At 70.9% G+C, this 21631-nt stretch carries 22 protein-coding genes; 12 read left to right on the top strand and 10 right to left on the bottom strand.

The window, feature by feature from the left end; translation table 11 throughout:
• Positions 1-29 precede the first annotated feature (29 nt).
• Positions 30-584: an acyl-CoA thioesterase gene (locus tag OG349_RS22565; protein ID WP_327236335.1), complete on the top strand. Its 555-nt coding sequence runs from the start codon at positions 30-32 to the stop codon at positions 582-584.
• Positions 585-671: 87 nt separating this feature from the next.
• On the opposite strand, the gene OG349_RS22570 is transcribed toward OG349_RS22565, so the two are convergent.
• Complete coding sequence (locus OG349_RS22570; protein ID WP_442806292.1) at positions 672-2279, bottom strand: LCP family protein; 1608 nt, start codon at positions 2277-2279, stop codon at positions 672-674.
• 187 nt (positions 2280-2466) lie between these two features.
• On the opposite strand from OG349_RS22570, the gene OG349_RS22575 reads away from it, so the two are divergent.
• Complete coding sequence (locus tag OG349_RS22575; protein WP_327236336.1) at positions 2467-3519, top strand: glycosyltransferase family 2 protein; 1053 nt, start codon at positions 2467-2469, stop codon at positions 3517-3519.
• Between the two features lie 124 nt (positions 3520-3643).
• On the opposite strand, the gene OG349_RS22580 is transcribed toward OG349_RS22575, so the two are convergent.
• The 4 genes from OG349_RS22580 to OG349_RS22595 form a co-directional block, all read right to left on the bottom strand.
• Positions 3644-5416 carry an LCP family protein gene (locus tag OG349_RS22580; RefSeq protein WP_327236337.1) on the bottom strand — a complete coding sequence of 591 codons (1773 nt, stop codon included), beginning with the start codon at positions 5414-5416 and terminating at the stop codon, positions 3644-3646.
• Between the two features lie 50 nt (positions 5417-5466).
• Complete coding sequence (locus OG349_RS22585; protein ID WP_327236338.1) at positions 5467-7302, bottom strand: LCP family protein; 1836 nt, start codon at positions 7300-7302, stop codon at positions 5467-5469.
• A gap of 232 nt (positions 7303-7534) precedes the next feature.
• Positions 7535-9097 carry an LCP family protein gene (locus OG349_RS22590; protein ID WP_327236339.1) on the bottom strand — a complete coding sequence of 521 codons (1563 nt, stop codon included), beginning with the start codon at positions 9095-9097 and terminating at the stop codon, positions 7535-7537.
• Between the two features lie 272 nt (positions 9098-9369).
• Positions 9370-10140, bottom strand: coding sequence for a TIGR03089 family protein (locus tag OG349_RS22595; RefSeq protein WP_327236340.1), 771 nt, complete (start codon positions 10138-10140; stop codon positions 9370-9372).
• A 137-nt stretch (positions 10141-10277) separates the two neighbouring features.
• Between OG349_RS22595 and OG349_RS22600 the strand changes: the two genes are divergently transcribed.
• A complete protein-coding gene (locus OG349_RS22600; RefSeq protein WP_327236341.1) occupies positions 10278-11747 on the top strand; it encodes an N-acetylmuramoyl-L-alanine amidase in 1470 nt (489 codons plus the stop codon).
• Positions 11748-11795: 48 nt separating this feature from the next.
• On the top strand, positions 11796-12932 hold the full coding sequence (locus OG349_RS22605; protein WP_327236342.1) for an NDP-sugar synthase: 1137 nt from the start codon (positions 11796-11798) through the stop codon (positions 12930-12932).
• Between the two features lie 781 nt (positions 12933-13713).
• Here the strand turns inward: OG349_RS22605 and OG349_RS22610 are convergent.
• A complete protein-coding gene (locus OG349_RS22610; protein ID WP_327236343.1) occupies positions 13714-13920 on the bottom strand; it encodes a DUF397 domain-containing protein in 207 nt (68 codons plus the stop codon).
• Positions 13917-14753 carry a helix-turn-helix domain-containing protein gene (locus OG349_RS22615; RefSeq protein ID WP_327236344.1) on the bottom strand — a complete coding sequence of 279 codons (837 nt, stop codon included), beginning with the start codon at positions 14751-14753 and terminating at the stop codon, positions 13917-13919. The genes OG349_RS22610 and OG349_RS22615 overlap by 4 nt, the downstream gene beginning before the upstream one ends.
• 107 nt (positions 14754-14860) lie before the next feature.
• Here OG349_RS22615 and OG349_RS22620 point away from each other — a divergent pair, with 107 nt between their 5' ends.
• The 5 genes from OG349_RS22620 to OG349_RS22640 are packed head-to-tail and all read left to right on the top strand — an operon-like array spanning position 14861 to position 16880.
• On the top strand, positions 14861-15073 hold the full coding sequence (locus tag OG349_RS22620; RefSeq protein ID WP_327236345.1) for a hypothetical protein: 213 nt from the start codon (positions 14861-14863) through the stop codon (positions 15071-15073).
• Positions 15066-15281 (top strand): hypothetical protein, encoded by a 216-nt coding sequence (locus OG349_RS22625; RefSeq protein ID WP_327236346.1) that lies wholly within the window; start codon positions 15066-15068, stop codon positions 15279-15281. The genes OG349_RS22620 and OG349_RS22625 overlap by 8 nt, the downstream gene beginning before the upstream one ends.
• Positions 15278-15475, top strand: coding sequence for a hypothetical protein (locus tag OG349_RS22630; RefSeq protein WP_327236347.1), 198 nt, complete (start codon positions 15278-15280; stop codon positions 15473-15475). The genes OG349_RS22625 and OG349_RS22630 overlap by 4 nt, the downstream gene beginning before the upstream one ends.
• A gap of 13 nt (positions 15476-15488) precedes the next feature.
• Positions 15489-15701: a hypothetical protein gene (locus OG349_RS22635; RefSeq protein WP_327236348.1), complete on the top strand. Its 213-nt coding sequence runs from the start codon at positions 15489-15491 to the stop codon at positions 15699-15701.
• Between the two features lie 30 nt (positions 15702-15731).
• Positions 15732-16880 (top strand): DNA-3-methyladenine glycosylase family protein, encoded by a 1149-nt coding sequence (locus tag OG349_RS22640; protein ID WP_442806293.1) that lies wholly within the window; start codon positions 15732-15734, stop codon positions 16878-16880.
• 28 nt (positions 16881-16908) lie between these two features.
• Here OG349_RS22640 and OG349_RS22645 read toward each other — a convergent pair whose 3' ends face one another.
• Entirely contained in the window at positions 16909-17520 is a 612-nt protein-coding gene (locus OG349_RS22645; RefSeq protein WP_327236349.1) for a DUF6879 family protein, read from the bottom strand.
• Positions 17513-17782, bottom strand: coding sequence for a hypothetical protein (locus OG349_RS22650; protein WP_161313062.1), 270 nt, complete (start codon positions 17780-17782; stop codon positions 17513-17515). Before OG349_RS22650 ends, OG349_RS22645 begins: the two co-directional genes overlap by 8 nt.
• An 89-nt stretch (positions 17783-17871) precedes the next feature.
• Here OG349_RS22650 and OG349_RS22655 point away from each other — a divergent pair, with 89 nt between their 5' ends.
• The 3 genes from OG349_RS22655 to OG349_RS22665 all read left to right on the top strand — a co-directional run bounded on the left by OG349_RS22655 (position 17872) and on the right by OG349_RS22665 (position 20970).
• Positions 17872-18285 carry a hypothetical protein gene (locus OG349_RS22655; RefSeq protein ID WP_327236350.1) on the top strand — a complete coding sequence of 138 codons (414 nt, stop codon included), beginning with the start codon at positions 17872-17874 and terminating at the stop codon, positions 18283-18285.
• A complete protein-coding gene (locus OG349_RS22660) occupies positions 18282-20465 on the top strand; it encodes a tetratricopeptide repeat protein (RefSeq protein ID WP_327236351.1) in 2184 nt (727 codons plus the stop codon). The genes OG349_RS22655 and OG349_RS22660 overlap by 4 nt, the downstream gene beginning before the upstream one ends.
• 79 nt (positions 20466-20544) lie before the next feature.
• On the top strand, positions 20545-20970 hold the full coding sequence (locus tag OG349_RS22665) for a hypothetical protein (protein ID WP_327236352.1): 426 nt from the start codon (positions 20545-20547) through the stop codon (positions 20968-20970).
• 26 nt (positions 20971-20996) lie between these two features.
• Here the strand turns inward: OG349_RS22665 and OG349_RS22670 are convergent, their stop codons facing one another.
• On the bottom strand, positions 20997-21533 hold the full coding sequence (locus tag OG349_RS22670) for a hypothetical protein (RefSeq protein ID WP_327236353.1): 537 nt from the start codon (positions 21531-21533) through the stop codon (positions 20997-20999).
• Positions 21534-21631: the final 98 nt, after the last annotated feature.

Genomic DNA, 21631 nt, shown 5'->3' on the forward strand with positions numbered 1-21631 from the left:
GCCACAGACCCCCCACATAGGGTGGAGGCATGACAGCCCAGGCGGATCTTCCGGGGAAACCGACCTCCGCGTCCCGGACCACGCTCAGCCACATCATGACCGGCAGCGACACCAATCTGCTGGGTACGGTGCACGGCGGCGTGATCATGAAGCTGGTGGACGACGCGGCGGGCGCCGTCGCGGGCCGGCACTCCGGCGGCCCCGCCGTCACCGCCTCCATGGACGAGATGGTGTTCCTGGAGCCGGTCAGGGTCGGCGACCTCGTCCACGTACGCGCCCAGGTGAACTGGACAGGACGCTCCAGCATGGAGGTCGGCGTACGGGTCATGGCCGAGCGCTGGAACGAGTCCACGCCCGCCACCCAGGTCGGCACCGCCTATCTCGTCTTCGCCGCCGTCGACGCGGACGGCAGGCCCCGCCCCGTACCGCCGGTGGTCCCCGAGACCGAACGGGACCGGCGGCGCTACCAGGAGGCGCAGATCCGGCGTACGCACCGGCTCGCCCGGCGCCGCGCCATCAAGGAGCTGCGGGAGAAGCGCGCGGCCGAGGGCTTCGACGACACGCGGGACGCGCGGGAGAACTGACCGGACGCGGGCCAGAACTGACCTGGCCGGTGCGTCGGCGGCCCGCCCGGTGTCCGGACGTCAGGGGCAGGCCACCTGGTCCCCAGGTCAGGGGCACGCCACCTGGTCCCCCGTCAGCGCCTCGAACTGTCCCGCCGGCTTCGCCTCCACCCGTACCGGCACCACCGCCCGGTACTGCGACCCCGCCAGCACCTTGAGCGTCCCGCCCTGCCCCTTCACCGCCCGCAGCTCGCTGCCGGGCAGCGCGGTCGCCAGGGACCGCGCCGAGCGGTCCCACCGGGGGTCGTACAGCACCTGCGTGCGCCGGACGTCCCGTACGTCCGCCGTGAGCGGCGCGCCGGTCGTACGGAAGCCGGCGGCGCGCAGGGCGTGGTCGACCTGCTTGCCGAGGCCGTCCGTCCGGGTCGCGTTGTAGACCTGCACCCGGATTCCCTCCGGCTTCACGTCGACCAGCGCGGCCTTGGGCGACCCGGCCGGTGCCGGCCGCTTCGTCGCCGGTACGGGGGAGGGGGAGGACAACGCCGCGGACGGGGACGGCTGCGGACGCGACGGAGCCGGCGCGGGACCCGCCGCCGGGTCCCGTGGCACCGGCGGCCCCGGCAGCGCCAGCGGCCTGTCCTCGCGCAGCGCCCGGAACAGCTTCTCCGACTTCTCCGGGTCCCACTTCACCGTCGAGCCGATGCCCGGCAGCGACACCCCCTTGGCCAGCAGCGGTACGGAGGTGAACTCCGAGGCCGACGGGGAGAAGCCGCGCATCGCCTTGTTCAGGCTCAGCAACTGCCGCGCGCCGAAGTCCGCGTCCGCCCGTACCGAACCCAGCAGGGCCCGGGTGACATCGCGGAACCTCACCGGGTTCAGCAGCACCCCGCTGCTCGTGGCCCGGCTGATCAGCGCGGCGACGAAACGCTGCTGGCGCTGCATCCTGCCGAGGTCGGCGTTGCCGTCGATGTGCCGGGACCGGACGTACTGGAGCGCCTTGCCGCCGTCCAGCCGGTGCGTGCCGGGGGTCAGGTCGAGTCCGGTGTACGAGTCCCTCAGCGCCCGGGGCGTGCAGATCTCGACCCCGCCGACGGCGTCCACCGTCTTCATGAAGCTGGTGAAGTCGACCTCCAGGTAGTGGCTGATCTTCACGCCCGTCATGTGCTCGACGGTCCTGACGGTCAGGTTGGGACCGCCCTCCGCGTACGCCGCGTTGATCTTCACCGGGTGGGTCTTGTGCTTCTTGCCGGTGGTGGTGTCGGTGTGTGCGGGGATCTCGGCGTAACTGTCGCGCGGCAGGCTGACGACGCTGGCGCGCTTCCCGTCCTCCGAGAGGTGGACCAGCATCATCGTGTCGGTGCAGTGGCAGGGCGCGCCGCCGAGCCGGTACTTCCGCCGCTCCGCCTCGGTGATCCTGTCCCGCCCGTCGGTGCCGACGAGGAGGAGGTTGAGGCCGTGGCCGGGGTCGGGCCGGTTCTTCATGTCCTTGAACGCGTCGACCCGGTCGATCCCCGTGTCGAGGCCGGTCACCACCGCGTGGCCGATCCCGCCGGCGCCCAGGACGAGCACGGACAGGGTGGTCGCCGCCCGCATGCCCCAGCGGGGCCGCCCGTCGCGCCGTACCGGCCGCCGTCCGGCTCCTCTCCGGGCGGGCGGCCGCGGGCGGGCGGCGGCCGGGCGGCGGGCGGGACGGGGGGAGCGGGGCGGCGTGGGCACGGGGGACACCTCCGCGGTGGGGACGAGGGTACGACGAAGCCGGGGTGGCGGGCGGGTGAGGGATCGTGAGCACCGTAGGCCCATACGATCAGCGGCAACGGATACGACCGGGCGGCGCGCGTCGCTGTCCCCCGTTCGCGGTAACGTGGCGGCCATACCGCCGTCTCCCGAAGGACCCCGAACCTCCATGCCTGTCGTGCCGCCCGCGGTGTCCGTGATCATGCCGGTGCTCAACGAGGAACGTCATCTGAGGAACTCCGTCCGGCACATCCTGGAGCAGGAGTACGCCGGCGAGATGGAGGTGGTCATCGCGCTCGGTCCCTCCACGGACCGTACGGACGAGATCGCCGCCGAGCTGGTACGGGAGGACCCCCGCGTCCACACCGTCCCCAACCCGACCGGCCGCACCCCGGCGGCGCTGAACGCCGCGATCGGCGCCTCGACGCACCCCGTCGTCGTACGGGTCGACGGCCACGGCATGCTGTCGCCGAACTACATCGCCACCGCCGTCAGGCTGTTGGAGGAGACGGGCGCGCAGAACGTCGGCGGTGTGATGCACGCCGAGGGCGAGACCACCTGGGAGCACGCGGTCGCCGCCGCCATGACCTCGAAGATCGGCGTCGGGAACGCGGCCTTCCACACCGGTGGCGAGGCCGGCCCCGCCGAGACCGTCTACCTCGGTGTCTTCCGCCGTGAGGCGCTGGAGCGGGCGGGCGGCTACAACGTGGAGTTCATCCGCGCCCAGGACTGGGAGCTGAACTTCCGCATCCGCGAGGCGGGCGGCGGGATCTGGTTCTCCCCGGAGCTGCGGGTCCAGTACCGCCCGCGGCCCTCGGTCAGGGCGCTCGCCAAGCAGTACAAGGACTACGGCCGTTGGCGCCACGTCGTGGCCCGCTACCACGCGGGCTCGATCAACCTCCGCTACCTCGCCCCGCCGACGGCCGTGTGTGTCATCGCCGCGGGCATCGTGGCCGGCGCGGTGCTCACGCCGTGGGCCTTCGTCGTACCGGCCGGATACCTCGCCGCGATCACCGCGGGCTCGATTCCGGCGGGCAAGGGACTGCCGCTCGCGGCCCGGCTGCGGATTCCGGTGGCGCTGGCGACGATGCACATGTCGTGGGGGTACGGCTTCCTCACCAGCCCGCGCTCCCTGGCGAAGAAGGTCATCGCGAGCCGCCGCCCGCCGGTGCGGACCGGCTCCGCCGAGACCACGGACGCGAACGACGTGACGACGGCCTGACCGCGGTTGCCGGTTGCCGGTTGCCAGTTGCCGGTTGCCGTACAACAAAAGCCCCGTACACACACCGAAGCGCCGCCGGAGGACCCTCTCCGGCGGCGCTTCGGTGTGTTTCGTGACCGCCTCCTCAGAAGCGGTACGGCGCGTACACGTCCATGCAGGCGTCGTTGTCCGACCCGCTGATGGCGTCCGCCGTATCGGGGATGCCCCCCGCCTCCGGCTTGGCCTTGACCGGGTACGACGATCCCTCGCGCCAGTCGGCGCCCACGACCAGGGTGATACCCGAGACCTCCGTGGACTTCGTGACCGACGTCAGCGGGATCTTGAGGGCCTTCGCGACGGCTTGCGCGTCCCCCTCCAGGTCGGCGCTCGGGTACGTGATCCCGGTGGCCTCCTGCGGGCTCTGCTCGTTGCCCGCCTCCGCCAGGGAGTAGCCCTTGCCGTCGAGGACCTCCGCGATCGCCCGCGCGCGGCCCGACACCGGGGCCTGCTCCCCGCCGGTCCCGTTGAGCACGGTGACCCCCGTGTCGGCGGGCGCGTCGGACGGCTCCTTCGACGCGGGCCCGGTCGGCTTCTTCGTCGCCTCGGCCTTGTCGCCGTTGGCGTCGAACGCCACGTCGTCGCGGATCATCGTCCACATGCGCTCGGCGTCGGCCTTGTTGGGGACCACGTGGTTGCGGTTCTGCGGGTCCTCGATCCACGGCATGGTCGTCATGGTGAGGCGGTTGGTCGGCACGGCCTTGAGCTGCATGCCGAGGTCGAACAGCTTCTTGACCGTACCGATCTCCTTCGACACCTCCAGCGACTTCGTGGCCGCCTCGGCGAGGCCTGTGAGCCGGACCGAGTCGGTGAAGACGTTCTGCGACTTGAGCTCGCGGATCATCGAGTTCATGTACATGTGCTGGGCCCTGGCGCGGCCGATGTCGCTGGAGAAGGCGTGCCGCGTCCGCAGCCACTGCAAGGCCTGTTCGCCCTTGATACGGGTCGTGCCCTTTTCGAGCTTGAGCCCCGAGCCACCGGGTACACCGGGCAGCGGCCGGTCCCAGACGTTGTCCTTGACGCAGACGTCGACCCCGCCGATCGCGTCGGCCATCTTCACCACACCGGAGAAGTCGATCGTCATCCAGTGGTCGATGTAGACGCCGGTGAGGTTCTCCCACGTGCTGAGGGTGCAGCCGGGACCGCCGCGCGCCAGCGTCTCGTTGATGATGCCGTTGGTCTTCGGGTAGACCTTGCCGGTCGCGTTGTCCTTGCACTCGGGGATGTCGACCCGGGTGTCGCGGGGGATGCTGACGACCGAGGCGTTCTTGCGGTCGGCGGAGACGTGGAACAGCATCTGGACGTCCGCGAGCGGGGGGTTGCCCGCGGTGTCCTTGCTGCCGCCGAGTTTGACGTTCTCCGGATCGGCGCGACTGTCCGAGCCGATCAGCAGGATGTTGAGAGGGGTCTGTCCCGCCTCGTTGGCGGCGGGCTTCTTGAGGCCGGTGTCGCCGTTGTTGCGGTCGTCGGTGCGTATGTTGCCGTTGAGGTGGCGGTAGTACAGATAGCCGGCGCCCGCCGCCACGAGTATCAGCAGGGCGAGCACGCCGGCGATCCAGCGGACTATGCGCCATCCCCGCCGCCTGGGGCGCTCGGCGGCTCTGCCGGACGTGCCGGCCCCACCCGACCTGCCGGCTCTCCGGCCCGGGGCGTCGCCGCTCCCGGCGTCGTCGGCCGGGCCCTGCCCCGTACCGGCCTCGCCCGCGCCGCCCCCGCCGCCCCCGTCGTCCGAGCCGTCCTCGGCGTCCGTACCCGCGCCGTCGTCGGTCTCCGCGTCGTACAGGCTGTCGTCCCAGCCCAGTTCGCGGGCGTGCGGCTGACGCCGCCGCGACCGCTCCCTGTGCGTGCTGCTGTGACCCACGCGGGCCCCCCTTGCTCAGGCCGCCGTGCGCGTGAGCCGGGATTCCGGCGTCACTCTGCGCAGACCTGTTTGTCGGCTTTCAATGTCGGCACGGCATCCGGCGCCTTTGCCGGGCCGGTGATGGGCACCCCCGCGCCCTTGAAGTCCTTGCCCAGCGTCAGCTCCATCGCCTGAAGACCCACCGCGTCCTCGGTCCCCGGCTTCATCGCCGTGCCCGGCAGCCCCATCATCGCCGCGAGCGCGCGGGCCTGATCGGCCTGGTTGGGCGCGTACACGAGGGTCGTCCTGGCCACGTTCGCGGGCGCGTTGCCCTTGTTGGTGGACTTGAGCACGCCCTCGTCGTTCTGGAGCCAGTTGAGCGTCGTCTGCGCCGAGCCCTGCGGGCCGCCGCCGTTGTAGACGTCCACCCGTACGTCCGCCGCGTCCGCCTTCGATCCCTTGAGGAGCTTGTTCTGCGCGGCCTTGGACGCGCTCTCCTTCTTCTTCACATCGGACAGCGACGTGTCGCTCTGGATCAGCGAGAACAGCTGCTCGGCCGGGGCCTCGTTGACGACCACGGTGGCCCTCCTGGTCGCGGGCTCGGCGGGGTTGTCCAGCACCGGGATGGTGGCGAAGGTGATGTTCTTGGGATTGACCTTGGCGAGTTCCTTCGCCAGCGACACGAGCTTGGTGATGGAGCCGATGCCGGAGTCGACCGTCAGCGACTTCGTCGCCGCCTCGGCCAGGTCCGTCACCTTGGAGACATCGGTGAGGGTGTCCTTGGACGCCATCTGCCGCAGCAGTGAACTCAGGAACTGCTGCTGTGTCTTGATACGGGTCAGGTCGCTTCCGTCGCCGAAGGCGTGGCGCGTACGGACGAAGGCGAGCGCCTGCTCGCCCGAGATGGTGCTCTTGCCCGCGGGAAGGTCGAGCTTCGAGTCCTTGTCCTTCACGGCCTTGTCCACGCACACCTCGACCCCGCCCACCGCCGAGCTCATCGTCTTCACGGCGTTGAAGTCGGCCATCATGAAGTGGTCCGGTGTGATGCCGGTGAGTTCCTTGACCGTGGCCATCGTGCAGCCGGGGTCACGGCCGTCCTGGCCGAGGCTGGTGTTGAACCGCGGGACCGACCCGCTCTGCGGCGTGGCCGGAATGACCTTGTCGGAGCCGTCCGTGGTCTTGGTCGTGCACTCCGGGATGCCGGTGACGAGGTCGCGCGGGATGGAGAGCGCGGTCGCGTTCGTCCGGTCCTTGGACACGTGGAAGAGAAGCGTCGTGTCGGCGTGGCCGACGCTGCCCGAGTCGCCGTAGCTCTCGTTGCCTGCGCCGGTGCGCTTGTCCGTACCGATCACGAGGATGTTGATGGGCTTGTCCTTCTCGAAGCCCTTGTCGCTCGCGCCCGCCACGTCGATGGTCGAGATGTTGCCGTTCAGGTGCTGGTAGTACAGATACCCGCCGAGGGACGCGGCGAGGACCACCACCGCCATCGAGCCGCCGGTCCACAGCAGCACCTTCTTCGCGCGCGACTTCTTCTGCTTGCGCTTGCGCCGGCCGGCCGCCGCCTGCGGCTCGTTGGCGGGACCCTTGCCGTTGGCGGGTCCCTTGCCGGCCCGGCGGCTGCGCTGCCCCGGTACGTCCGGGCGGGCCGGGGCAGCGTCGGTGTCCGTGTCGGCGCCCTTCTGCCGCGTGCCGCCCCGCCGGGGACCACCCGTCCCCGGCCGGCCCTCCGCCGGTGTGCCCGCCGCCGCGCCGCGCCTTCCGGAAGGCCTCCCCGGGGGCGGTGACACCGGGGGTGACTGCCCTCCGGAGTGGTCCAGTCGCAATTCGTAATTACCGGTTCGCGGGTTGAGGACCCACTGGTCGGCGGGGTCGATTTCGTCCGCCTGTCCTCGGTTCTGCGCATCCACGGTTGCTTGAATCCTCCGTCGGTGCCACGCGAGGCGCCTCCCCCCGAAGGCGCTCGGTCATTCGATCCAGCAGTGCGCGACCTGACGGCCGGACGCACCGGATCGCGTCACACTATCCGCCCCGTTCGGCGTGCAGTGACGCCAGTGACACATTGCACGCTCCTTATAAGCGGGCAATACGCCTATTCCTCATCGAGTTCTCATCGGGCGCCGGTTCTCTTTGGCGCCGCCTTTACCCGCACATCCCCACCGCGGCATTTGTACCCGAGAACGTGGGGCTCTCCTCGGGGCGTCCGGAGGGCTTCGCCGTTGACGTCGCGTCGCTGTCCGCGGCCGCCGCGGTGTCCGCGTCGTCGCTCGCCGTGACGGAGATCGGGGCGTCCTCGCGCAGCGCCTTGAAGAGCTTGTCGGCCTGAGGCTGCACCAGTTCGTCCCGGTTGCGGTTGCCTGAGTACGGTTGCCGGGGAGCGGTGAGGAACTGCACCTTTTCCGTCGGTACGTCCCGCATCGAACGCGCCAGGTCGTAAAGGTCCTTGAGGCTGTTCAGCCCGGGGTCCGTGGTGACGGACTTCGTCGCCGCGTCCAGCACCGGGTAGAGCCGCGTCGGGTTGAGCAGGACGCCGTTGCTCTGCACCTTCTTGAACAGCGCGCCCAGGAACCGCTGCTGCCGGTCCATGCGCTGGGTGTCGCTGCCGTCGCCGATGCCGTGGCGGCTGCGCACGAACCCGAGGGCCTGCTCGCCGTTGAGCTTCTGGCGGCCCTTGGGAAGCTTGAGATGGGCGTCCACGTCGTCGACGGGCTCCGCGAGGCAGACCTCGACACCGTCCACCGCGTTCACCATGCCCTTGAAGCCACTGAAGTCGATCACCATGTGGTGGTCGATCCTGATGCCGGTGAGCTTCTCGACGGTACGGATGGTGCAGGCGGCGCCGCCCAGCTCGAACGCCGAGTTGAACTGCGCGAACTGCGCCCGGCTGCGGGAGCCGTCCGCCTTGCGGCAGCTGGGGATGTCCGCCATCAGGTCACGCGGTACGGAGACGGCGGTCGCGCTCTCCCGGTTCGCGGCCAGGTGCAGCAGGATCACCGTGTCGGACCGCTGCGAACCGCCGTCGTCCCTGCCGTACTTGTCGTTGGCACCGGCCCGGCTGTCGGAGCCGATCATCAGGATGTTCGTCGCGTCGGTCGCGACGGGGACGGGACGTTCCTTCTCGTACGTACGCAACTCGGTGGCGGCGGTGGTGTCCGTGGTGATGTTGCTGTCGAGCTTCCGATAGAACCACCAGCCGGCCGCTGAGACGCCGAGCAGGACGACCGAGGTGCCGATGGCGGTCCACCGCAGCCAGTGCCGCCGGGGGCGGGGGTGGCCGGGCTCGGTCGCGGCATCGTTGTCGGCGGGAGTGGCGCCGGGGGTGTCGGCGGGAGTGACAGCGGGCGTGACGGGCGCGAAGGGCAGGGCGGTCGCCCCGGAGAGCTGGGTCTTCTTGCTGTCGGGGCCGGACGCGCCGGCCTCGGGGGCCGTACCACTGCCCGTACCGCCGTCAGTGGCGTCGTTGGTGCCGTTGTCGGCTTCCGCTTCGGCCTTCGCCTCCGCCTCCGCTTTCGCGCCCGCTTCCGTGGTGACGGGTTCCGTCGTGACGGGTTCCGTCGTGACGGGTTCCGTGGGTGTCCCGGCATCGGGTGGCGGGGACGCCGTCGCACTCTTGTCGAGCCCAGGCGCCCCGCCCTGCGGCTCGTCCTCGGCCGGGTTGTCCGGTTCGGCCGGGGTGCCGGCACTGTCGGTCACGTCTGCGTCCATCCTTCAAGGCGTCGGCGGCGCGCTGGGCCGCCGGTTGCAGGGGTAGACGGGCGAACCCCGCGCTTGGTTGTGCGATGTGCCGCACGTTTCGCCGATCTTGTCGTGCGATACACGTTCCCTGCCGAGGGCTCGGCACGCAGGGCGCGGCACGGGTTATCGGCGGAAGGGATTGTCCTACGGATATGTGAAAGGTCGGTTAACGCGGCACACGCGGCTCGTGGTGGCACCGCCCGGCCGGTCATACCGTCCGCTCGGTCATACCGTCCGCTCGGTCACACCGCGCGATCGGTCACCCGCTCGCTCTCGACCCGCTTGTCGAGGCTCTCCGCCGACAGCTCCCCGAGATTCCGGCAGAGCACGACGGACCCGCCTGCGGCGAGCGGCGCGAACAGCCCGGCCGAGAGGCCTTCCCAGGTGTCGTACGCGAGCCCCGACAGCACCCGCGACCCGGGCCCCAGGCCCCGTACCCCGGCGTCCGCGCGGGCGCGCTCGACCAGACCGGCCCACGTCAGCTCCGTACGGGCAGCGGACCCACTCCCACCGATCACCAGCGCGGGCGCGTCCGGATCGACCGGAACGTACGGCGCGAACCGGTCGCCCTGCCCCGGCACCTCCACCGCGTAGTCGGCGAAGCCCGCCGGGGCCGCCGGGAACCGGCCGCCCAGCGGGCGCAGCGCGAGCGCCACCCGCTCGCCGCCGCACGCGCGTGCCGCGTCCAGCGTGTCGGGGCCGCTGACCACCAGATCCGCCGAGGCCGGGTCGCCGCCGATCTCCACCGTCACCCCGACCGAGGCGCAGGCGAGCAGCCACACCGCGCTCTGCCAGTGCTGGGGCAGCAGCAGCGCGAGCCGGTCGCCCGGCTCCGCGCCGAGGTCGCCCTGGAGCAGATTGGCCGTCTTGGACACCCAATTGGCGAAGGTCGCGACGGACAATTCGACGCGCTCTCCGGTGGCATCGTCGTAGAAAGTGACCAAGGGGCGGGCGGGATCCGTGGCGAGCGCGGATCGCAGCAGGTCGGCAGGGGTGCGGTCGGTGGCGTTCACCCGGGAAAGGGTACGTGGCCCGGCGAGGGGCCCGCCGCCGTACCGGTGACGGTGTCCACCGGTCGGCCCGGTGGCCCGTCAGTTTTCCGCGGGTTTCTGAACGGGCGGGGGCGGTGGGACACGCCGACGATCTTCACATGCGTGCCTACCTTGCTTCTTCGATCGGCGTCGCGTGTACCGCCGCGCTGGTCCTGCCCCTGTCCCTCCCGTCCGGCGCGGTCGCCTCCCCCCAGGCCCCCGTGCCCCACCCGGCCGTCTCCCGGGCCGCCCCCCGTACCGTCGAGTCCACCGGCGCCACCCCGGCCGTGGCGGGCTCCACCCAGTCGCTCCCGCTGACCACGCTCGCGACGGACCGCGCGTCCGGCGCCGCCTCGGCCCAGGGCCTCGCCCGGCGGGACGTACGGCCCTTCTCCCTCCTCGGCGTCGTCTGGGACAACGCCGACGACGAATTCAACGGCACCGTCCAGGTCCGCACCCGCGCGACCGGGACGCACGTGTGGTCCGGCTGGCAGGACCTGGAGACGCACAACCAGGAGCACGGCGCCGACCTCGGTACGGAGGAGCGCTCGGCGGCCACCGTCCACGGCTCCACGGCCCCGCTGTGGGTCGGCAACTCGGACGGCGTCGAGCTGCGCGTACGCGCCGTGGAGGAGGCGGGCCCCAAGGGTCCGGCCCGTCCGCTGCTCCCGCAGGGGCTCCGGCTGGAGCTGGTCGACCCGGGCGCGGAGCCGCCGGCGGCGCTGCCGGCGAGCGGCCCGCAGGCCGCCCGCCCCGACGGCCCGTCGGACACCCCTGACACCCCGGCGGTGCCCGGCACCGTACCCGGCACGGCGGGCACGCCCTCCGAGGAGGAGCGCATGCCGGTCGCCATGACGGCCGGGGACGCAGCCAGTTCGGCGGTCAACGCGGACCTGGCGGAGCTGGGCGCGACCGAGATCACCGCCCAGTCCAAGGCGGAGACGGTGGCCGACCTCGCCGACCAGGTCGGCTTCGCGCAGCCGTACATCGGCGCCCGTCCGCGCATCATCACGCGCAAGGGATGGGGCGCGGACGAGAGCCTGCGCGAGCGGAGGTTCGGCTACACCAAGTCGGTCAGGGCCGCTTTCGTGCACCACAGCGCGACAGGGAACAACTACACCTGCGCGCAGGCGCCCTCCGTCCTGCGCGGTATCTACCGGTACCACGTCCTGAGCAGCGGATGGCGCGACATCGGCTACAACTTCGCCATCGACAAGTGCGGAAACATCTACGAGGGACGTGCCGGTGGCGTGGCGAAGCCGGTCATGGGCGCGCACACGCTCGGTTTCAACACGAACAGCGTGGGCATCGCCGTTCTCGGAACGTACAGCAGCACCAAGCCGCCGGCGGCCGCCACGACCGCCATCGCCAAACTGACCGCGTGGAAGCTGGGGCTCTACGGGGTCAACCCGCGCGGCAAGTCCACGCTGACGTCCGGGGGGAGCAACAAATACAAAAAGGGCACGAAGGTCGCGCTGAACTCCATCTCCGGTCACCGGGACGGCTTTGTCACCGAGTGCCCGGGGAGCCGGCTCTACGAGAAGCTCGGCACCACGCGGACGACATCGGCCAAGTACCAGGGCCGCTGAGGAACGTACCGAACAGGCTGCGCGCAGCTGCCTACACTGGCCGGTCATATGTACGAAGTCGCGTACGCGGTGCCGGCCCCAGCAGGAAGCAGAGACGACACGGTGACAGAAGCGATCCTCCTGGTCGGGGGCAAGGGCACCCGGCTGCGGCCGCTCACGGTGCACACACCCAAGCCGATGGTGCCGGCGGCGGGCGTCCCGTTTCTCACGCATCAGCTGGCCCGCGCGCGGGCGGCGGGGGTCGAGCACATCGTCCTGGCGACCTCGTACCTCGCGGAGGTCTTCGAGCCGTACTTCGGTGACGGCTCGTCGCTCGGACTGCACCTGGAGTACGTGACGGAGCGCGAGCCGCTCGGCACGGGCGGAGCCATCCGCAACGTCGCCGGACGGCTCCGCTCGGGGCCGGACGAACCGGTCCTCATCTTCAACGGGGACATCCTGACGGGCCTCGACATCAAGGCGCTCGTCCGGACGCACGAGGTGTCGGGGGCGGACGTCTCGCTGCACCTGACGCGGGTGGAGGACCCGCGGGCGTTCGGCCTGGTGCCGACGGACGCGGGCGGGCGGGTGACGGCGTTCCTGGAGAAGCCGCAGACGCCGGAGGAGATCGTCACCGACCAGATCAACGCGGGGGCGTACGTCTTCCGCCGCTCGGTCATCGACTCCATCCCGGCGGGGCGGCCGGTCTCGGTCGAACGGGAGACCTTCCCGGACCTCCTGGCGTCCGGCGCGCACCTCCAGGGGATGGTCGACTCCACGTACTGGCTGGACCTGGGGACCCCGCAGGCGTTCGTACGGGGCTCCGCGGACCTGGTCCTGGGCCGCGCCCCGTCCCCGGCGGTCCCGGGCCGCCGCGGCGACCGCCTGATCCTGCCGACCGCCTCGGTCGCCCCCGACGCGAAGCTGACGGGCGGCACGGTGGTGGGCGAGGCCGCGGTGATCGGCGAGGGCGCCCGCGTCTCGGGCAGCGTGGTGCTGGCGGGAGCGGTGATCGAGGCGGGCGCGGTGATCACGGACTCGCTGGTCGGGGCGGGGGCGCGTGTGGGGGCCCGCACGATCCTGTCGGGGGTGGTGATCGGCGACGGCGCGGTGGTGGGCGCGGACAACGAACTGCGCGAGGGCGTACGAGTCTGGTGCGACGCGGTGTTGCCGGCGGCGGCACTGCGCTTCTCGTCGGACGCGTAGCCGAACCTCGCGGGCCCTGGCGGCCCGGTGGTTGTCCTCAATCGCCGGACGGGCTGGGGGCGGTCGTACCTGGCGGCGCGGTGGTTGTCCTCAATCGCCGGACGGGCTCGGGGTGGCTGCGTACCCGGCGGTCCGGTGGTGTCCTCAATCGCCGGACGGCTTGAGGCGGCCGCGCGCCTGGCGGTCCCCGTGGTGTCCTCAATCGCCGGACGGGCTGGATCACGCCCGTCCGGCGGTTTCGTGCGTGCCCTATGAAGCCCGTCCGGCGTTTGAGGACGTTGGTTTCCGCTCGACGGGCGGGGCGGGTTCGACGGGTGTCGACCGGGGCCGCGCCCCCTCAGTGTTTTCCCGCCTGTGGGACGGCGCCGAGGGGCCTATCAAGCCTGTCCGGCGTTTGAGGACAACAGTTCCGCCCGTGGGCGGGGCGGGTACGACGGGTGTTGACCGGGGCCGCACCCACCCAGCACTTTCCCGCCTACGGGACGCTGCCGAGGGCCCCTATCAAGCCTGTCCGGCGTTTGAGGACAACGGTTCCGCCGATGGGCGGGGCCCCCGCCCAAGGCGCCGCGCAGCCGACGCAGACCGGGGCCCGGGGGCCTGCCCCCGGTTTCGGGAAGGGGCGGGGTGGGGGAGAAACCACGCCGCCCACGGCCACCGCCTACCCCCATCAGTGACCCCGCCCCCGACGAACCCGGCCCCCCCGTGGCAGGCCGCGTAACCCGGTCCAACGTACTGGGCCCCGCCCGTCCCTCAGGAGGAACGGCGGTGCTCAGCAGGTGCGTTACGCCTCGGCGCGACCGTTGCGGGCGAGGTCGATGAGCCCCGCGAAGGCGGCAGGAGTCAGGGTCAGTTGCCCGGCGCGGTGGTCTTTGGAGTCGCGGACGGGGACGATGCCGTGCGTGGCGGCGAGGTTGGTGGCGACCTCCACGCAGTTGCCACCGTTGGAGCTGTAGGAGGATGTGAACCAGCGGGGGGTTTCGGTCGTCACGGGGTGCCCTTTCGTAACTGGTTGATCATGGCTACGGATGCCGCCTGCGACAGTGCTTCGGCCTGTAGTTGATGGTAGGCCGTCAGCATGGGGAGGACGGAAGTCGTTTCCCGGTCCAGGTGCCCTTGAGCTTGCGACTCCGCGTAGGCGACGACGGACCGGTCGGACAGTGTCAGCAGGTTGACCGGAAGATTGAACGAGCGCCGTTCCCCTATGTCGAAAGGTGCCACCTGGAGCATGGTGGTGGGGCGAGCCGCGAAGTCGACCAGCCGTTCAAGTTGTGCGTCCATGACCTGGGGGCCGCCGATGGGCCGTCGAAGGCAACTCTCGTCCATTACCAAGAACACCATGGGGGGACGGGGCCGGACCAACGCCGCCTGCCGCTCCGCCAGAAACGAAACCCGCTCCGACGCCTGCTCGCGTGTGATGGATCCCCGCTGTACATCTCCCTCCGCCAACGCCCTTGCGTACTCCGGGGTTTGCAACAACCCGGGAATGATGCCGATCTCGAACAGCCGCAGCTCCACGGCCCGGCCCTCGTATCCGACGTACTCCGGGAAACCCTCCAGCAACGAGCCGTGCCGGATCTCCCGCCACTGGCGCTCGAACGCGTCGGTCGTATCGGTGGTTCCGAAGGCAAGGTCAACACTCCTCGAAAAGCGAAGAGTTGGCATCTTGCGACCAGTTTCCACGGCAGAGATGTGCGTGCTGGAATATTCCGTGTGCTCCGCCAGCTCTTCCTGCTTCCAGCCGCGCGCTTCGCGATAGCTCCGAACCCGTGCTCCAAAGGCGGCTGCCGGGCTGCTGTCCGGGTTCAACTCCTTGATATTCAACGCCCCGACACCGACCTTTCGCTCGTTCCTCACAGGTTGAAGGCGTATCAACTCTAGGCCACGCTGAACTCGCTTGGTAGCGGAATGGCTACGGAGAGGAGTCGGCTGTGCTGAGCAATCCCCCTGCCCCCGGGCCCGACGACGGACCGGGCAACAACCCGGACCGCGACCCGGACCACGAGCTGGCCGCCCTGATAGACGCCGGCGGATTCTGGCGGCTGGCGCCCGAGTGGGTGCCGCGTACCGGCTACGCCGAGCCAACACCCGCCCTGCTACGGGACGTTGAGGCCGGACTGCGAAGGCGGTTGGCGGGTGAGTGACACCGGCACTCCCGCCGATACCCCCGCCGGCGCACACCACGAGGCGGACGACGACAGGTCGTTCAGCCCGACCATGCGGCGCATCCGCCCCCTCGTGGCGGCGGCGAACCGGCGGAGCCGGGGATGGGATCCGGTCGCCGACCGGGAGCGGTGGGAGCTGGTCGCCGAAGAGGAACCCCACGAGGTACGGCGGAAAGGCAGGCCATGAGAGGCGCAGACGCTCAGACGACGCAGTACGTAGCGGGCACGGTAGGTGACGACCTCCTCACGGTGCACGAATTCAAGGTCGTCACGGACGGCGACGATCACACCACGCTGGAGCCCGTCTGTCCTGTGGCCAACGTCGACCCCACGCAATGGCTGCGAGCCGTGAACTGCCCGCATTGCCTCGCGGCCCGCTGAGCGGGGGAGAGGGGTGACCGGGGGAGAAGGGGACGTCCCGTGGTGGGAGGAGTACGCCGGGGTGCAGGACGAGAACACGGGCGTCGTCGCGTTTCCCACCGTCGTCACCACCTTCACGGCGGACGGCGCGATGCTCCAGCGTCTCCGGCGACCCGCGCCGGAGGCACGGCGGAGAGACGGGGCGGCGGAGCACACTCCGGGGGCCACCGCCTACCCTCGTCAGTGACCCCGCCCCCGACGAACCCGGACACACCCCGTGGCAGGCCGCTTCGCCCCCCGCCCCCGCACCACCCCCCGAGGCCCATCAACGCTCCCGACCGCCCCGGCGCTCCCCGCCGCCCCGGCGACCCAGCTCGTGCCGACGACGCGGACCATCCCGCCGCGTACGACCACACCGGCGCTCTCGACGGTCCCGGGGACCGAGACAACCGCGCCCACCCCGACCGTCCCGGCGCCCCACACCAACCCCACTCCCACGCCCCCGCCGGCCGACGGACTCCGCCGACGCTGGACCCCGCCGGACGGCGCCCCGTACGACCTCGGTCTCGCCCTGGGCCCGCTCCGCAGGGGCCCCGGCGACCCCACGTTCCTCGCCGCCAATGACGGCGCGATCTGGCGGGCCAGCAGGACACCCGCCGGCCCCGCCACCCTCCGCGCCGAACACCGAGGCGGAGCCGTAGAGGCACAGGCCTGGGGCCCCGGCGCCGAGTGGCTGCTCGACCGCCTCCCCGACCTGCTCGGCGCGTCGGACGACCCCGGCACCTTCACCCCCCGCCACCGCGCGGTCCTCACGGCCCACCGCAACCGCCCGGGGCTGCGCCTGTGCCGTACCGGCCTGGTCCTGGAATCCCTGATCCCGTCCGTCCTGGAGCAGAAGGTCACCACCATCGAGGCGTACCGCGCCTGGCGCCTCCTGGTACGCAAGTACGGCGAGCCGGCCCCGGGCCCCGCAGCGGAGACGCTGCACGTCATGCCCGACCCCCACACCTGGGCGATGATCCCGTCGTGGGAGTGGCACAAGGCAGGCGTCGACGCCAAACGCTCCTCCACGATCCTGCGGGCGGCCCGCGTGGCCCGCCGCCTGGAGGAGGCCGCCGCGATGGAGCCCGAACAGGCCGCCGCCCGCCTCCAGTTGATCACCGGCATCGGCCCCTGGACGGCCGCCGAGGTGATCCAGCGCACCAACGGCGCCCCCGACGCCGTCACGGTCGGCGACCTCCACCTCCCCGGCATCGTCGGCCACGCCCTCGCGGGCAACCGCGACGCCGACGACGAGGAAATGCTGGAACTCCTGGCCCCCTACGCAGGCCACCGCCACCGAGCGGTCCGCCTGATCCTCCTCAGCGGCCACCTCCCCGCCCGCCGCGCCCCCCGCATGCCCCTGCGAAACTTCGCCGGCATGTAAGGCCCGGCAGTCACCGTACTCACGACAGTCACGGGGTGACGGCCGGCTCGGGGAGAGGAGCGATCTCGCGGGCGAAGAAGTCGCCGTACTCCTCCGCCTGCTCGTAGAGCGTGTCGAAGCCCGCCGAGGTCTCCTCGATCAGAGCCCGGTCGGTGAACCGGTTCGCGCCCGCCGCGTTCCCGTCGTCGTCGTACCGCACCTCGAACATGACCACGTCGCCGAGGATCACCACCTCGGGAACAGGTCGGTGCTTCTCGACGCCGGCGATCGTACGGGCGTCGAGCAGCCGGATCCGGTCCCCCACCTCGACCCGCAGGCGCAGGACGTGCAGTTCCCACTGCACATAAGGCGTCACGGGGAACTCCACCACCCTGAGGCGGCGCTGGAGCATCCCGGCGCGCTCCGCCTCCTCGACCTGCTGGACGTAGGCGTCACGCCTCTCCTTGATCAGGGAGAGGGACGTGTCCCACTGTCCGGCCGCGAAAGCCTCCCAGCTCGCGAAACCGCGTTCCTTGAAATTCTGCCCGCGCTCCAGCTTGTTGAGATGCCGAATTCCGCTTTCGAGGGCGCGGTAGTACTCCTCGTGGTAGCGCGGACGGTCGAGGCGCGTCGAGACTCCCTCCGGGAACGAATCAAACATGGGGAATATCCGGCTTCGCCGCGATGAGCATGCTCCTGGGGATCACCACGAGCCGTTCGTCGGGACCGATCGAGACGCCGGCGGGCAGCTTCGTACCGAGCGAACCTGACAGATCCCTGCCGATGACGGCGACATCGCCGTTCTCCAGTTCCCACATGTCGGGGCAGTCGGGAGTGTCGGACGTGACCCCCAGTTCCTGCGGGGACTTACCGATCCTCCTGAGGAATGTCGTCTCCGGATCCGCTTCCCATGATCTCGCCACAACCCACTCCTCGGTTCGGTCCGGTAAACCAAATGACGTCATTTCCATGTACGTTGAGTGTGCCGTACCGGCTGACACGGGGGAGAGCTGTGGACCCGGAAATCACCTCACTCGCACAGGCCGGCGGAGCCGCACTCGTGGCCTTGATGGCGTCCGACGCCTGGCAGGCGACCCGCGAGGGAGTCGTCGGGCTGTGGCGGCGTGCGCAGCCGCACCGGGCCGACGCGGTCGCCGCCGAATTGGACGCGGGCCAGGCGGAGGCCGTGGCGGCCACGGGGGCCGACGGCGAAGAGGTGCTGAGCGAGCTGCGCGCCGAATGGCAGGGCAGGTTACGGCGGTTGCTCGTCGCCCGGCCCGACGCCGCGGCGGAGCTGCGCCGGCTGCTCGACGAGATCGCCCCGCAGGCCTCGGCGGATCCTCCCGCCGTCACCCAGCACGCGACCGCTTCCGGGCAGGCCCGGGTCTACCAGGCAGGACGCGACCAGCACATCATCGAGCGATGAGCGGCCCCATGGACGGCCGCGCCGAGGACGACGGCCGCGTCTATCAGACGACAGGTGACCAGCACATCACGGAACACCACCACCACTACGCGGGAAGCAGCCCGGCCGCCGGGGGAGGACCGGACTCCGTCCGCCGTCCGGCAGTGGGTCGTACGCCTCTGGCGCTGCGTGACCGCGGCGAAGTGCTGGCACGGTTACGGGAAGGCCTGGCGCCGGGCCGTGGCGCCGGGACATACGTCCTGCACGGCATGGGAGGCTGCGGCAAGACCGCCGTCGCGCAGGCGTTCTTCGACATCGCGACCACTGAGTACGGCCGGGTGGGCCTGTGGGTCAACGCCGCCGACCGGGCCGCTCTCCGAGCCGGGATGCTCGCCGCCGCGGCCGATCGAGGCGCCCTTGACGCTGAATTGCTCGCCGCTCACCAGGGACACCGCCCCGCGGCGGATCTGGTCTGGCACTACCTGGACAGATCCGCGGTGCCCTGGCTCCTGGTGCTCGACAACGCCGACGACCCGGCGATCCTCCGCGACGGCGGCTGGCTGCGCGGAAGCACGCGTGGCACCGTTCTGGTCACCACCCGCCGTGCGGCCGCCCGCTGGTGGCCCGGCGCGGAGTTGCAGCACATCGGTGTGCTCCCGCGCGAGGACGCGGCCCGCGTGCTCTGCGACCTCGCCCCGCACAGCGGCACGATGGCACAGGCGGCCGAGGTCGCCGACCGGCTGGGACGGCTGCCACTGGCGCTCACTCTCGCGGGCGGTTTCCTGGCCCACCAGGTGATCGACCCCTGGACGATGGACCACTACGGAGGCCGGCTCGAAGGCGACGAAGCGGTCGGTCTCATCGACCAGGGGGCGGACGTCCTGAGTGCCGAGGACCCACGGCATCTGGTCGGCCGGACGTGGCAGTTGACGCTCGACTCGTTCGAGGCACGTGGACTGCCCGAAACGGTCGCGCTGTTGAGACTGCTCGCCCGGCTGGCTCCCGAGCCGTTGCCGCTGCCCGTGTTGAACCATCAGGACATCAGCGCGGTCCTTCCCCTGACCCGAGCCGACGCCGCGCTGACCGTGCTGCTCGACCACTCGCTGACCCAGCTGGTGGATCTCGACGGCCTGCGGTGCGCGCACAGTCATGGAGTACTCCTCGACAGTGTCGCCGTTGCCACGCCTCCGGCGGACCTCGCCGTGCTCGACACGACGGCGGCCCGGCTGCTGGACGCCGCGGTGCCGTCGGTCCCCGACGCCGGACCGTACGAACCACGGTTGCGGCTGCTCGCGCCACACTGCCTCGCCCTGCTGCGCAGGACCACCGAGCGGTCCGGCACCGAGGACGCGTTGCGCGTAGCCACCCGGCTGGCCGTGGCACTGCACCGTACCGGCGACTACCTGTCCGCCTGGGAAACGGCTGGCGCCGCAGCCGGCCTCGCGGCGAGGACGCTCGGCGAAGAGCACCGGCTCGTCCTCGCGGCATACGCGAGGACCGGCCGTTCGCTCTTCCGGCTGGGACGGTACGAGGAAGCGGAACGGTTGCTTCGCCGAGTCCGGGACACCCAACTCCGCCTGCTCGGCGCCGACGACCCGGACACCCTCGACACCGGTCAAGGGCTGCAACTCGTGCTCGGCAACAGCGGAAGACGGGAAGAGGCCGTTGCCCTCCTCCGGTCGGTCGTGGCAGGCCGACAGGCGGTGCTGGGAGCCCGGCACCCGGCGACCCTGCGCTCACGTGCGAGCCTGCTGGCCATGCTGTCGGCGGCCGAAATCGCGGCGGAGACCGATGACGAAGGCGATGACGTGGGCGACAACGCCCTGCTGGCGGTGCCCCGGCTGTGCACCCTGCACCTGGGCCCCGATCACGCCGTCACCTTGAGCGCCAGGCACAATCACGCCCGCGCCCAGTTCGTGCTCGGCCGGCACAGGGCCGCCGATGACGAGATCCGACAGGTCGTGGAGGACTACCGACGCGTCCTCGGGCCGGACTATCCCGCCGTCCTGGCCGCGAGACAGTTGCACGCCCAGACCCGGGCCGCACTGGGGTACGTGGACGCCGGGATCGAGCTCATGGCCGAGGTTGTCGTCGGACGCGAGCGCGGCCTGGGCCCGACTCACCACTTCACCGTGGTGAGCCAAAGCCTGCTGGAGGAGCTCAGGTCAGGGCGGTGGCGACCGCCTTCACCGCCGGGATGAGGGCGTGAGTGGTGGACGCGGCGGTGCTTTTCCCAGCGCCGGGTGCCGAGGAAAGGTGACGTGAATGGTGCCGTCCGGTATGACGCGTGAGCACGTGCGGGAAGTGATTCTGGAGATCGTGCCGGAGGCGGCGCCATTCGTCAGGCAGTTGGAGGAAGAGCACGGTGAAGCGCTGCTCTACCCCCTCCTGCGGGACGGTTTCGCCGATCCCGTTGTCCTGCCCGCCCTGAAATCCCCCGCCGGGCACGAGGAACTTCTCACGCGCTGCTTCACGTGCGTCGATCTCGGATTGCGCAGCCCTGACAAGTCCTTGAACGACGCGATCTGGTTCCAGGTGTTGGAGCCGCTGCTGGACAGTGCGGAACTGCTGGACGCGCCCTACCCGTTCATGACGGACGACACCAAGGACTACGTCTTCGACAAGCTGGAGGGCTTCGGGGTCGTCCTGCCTCCCCGGTGGGCGGCCGGGAAGGCGGAGTCCTTGGCCCGGATGGCCAGTTCTTGAGGTCGTGAGCCGGGGCGCGTGCCCTGTCAGTCCTCGTCCGAGCGGGACAGCGCCTCCGCGACCATGCGGGTCGCGAAGTCCGGGTCCTCGGTGATGCGGTTGATGTGTTCCGCGAGCAGGAACGTGGTGACTTCCAGGGGAGTCATCTCCTCCTCCGTCCAGTCCCCGTACTGCTTGCGCCACAGGTTGGGGCTCAGGCCCGTGCCCGCCGCGATGACCAGGCCCGCCATGATGGGGATCGCCTCCGGGCGGACACTCCTCGGCATCCTGCGCATCGAGGCGACGAGGGTCGGCACCACGTACTCGATGACGTCCTTGTCCACGTCCTCGTGGGCCTTCCGCAGCCACGTCATGAACATGTAGATGAGGGTGCAGGCGCCGTCCAGGACGTCGTTGGCTCCCTCGGGGCCCAGGGACGCGGTGAACTGGTCGATCAGGGCCTGCTGTTCGGGGTCGGTCGCGGTTCTGCCGTTGTGGACCGCCTTGAGCTGGGAGTCGATCAACATGAGCGCCGCCCCCACATCGCCGACCGGGGCGTGCTGGGGGCTGAGGGGCGACGACACAGGGTTCCTCCCGGAGCGGCTGCGAGGGTTGCGCGTTGTCGCGCGGAGTTGCGCGGCATGTGCGTACAGCAAACCCTAGAGGCGGCGGGGTACGGCTG

This window comes from Streptomyces sp. NBC_01317, from assembly GCF_035961655.1.
In the GTDB taxonomy this organism is placed as follows: domain Bacteria; phylum Actinomycetota; class Actinomycetes; order Streptomycetales; family Streptomycetaceae; genus Streptomyces.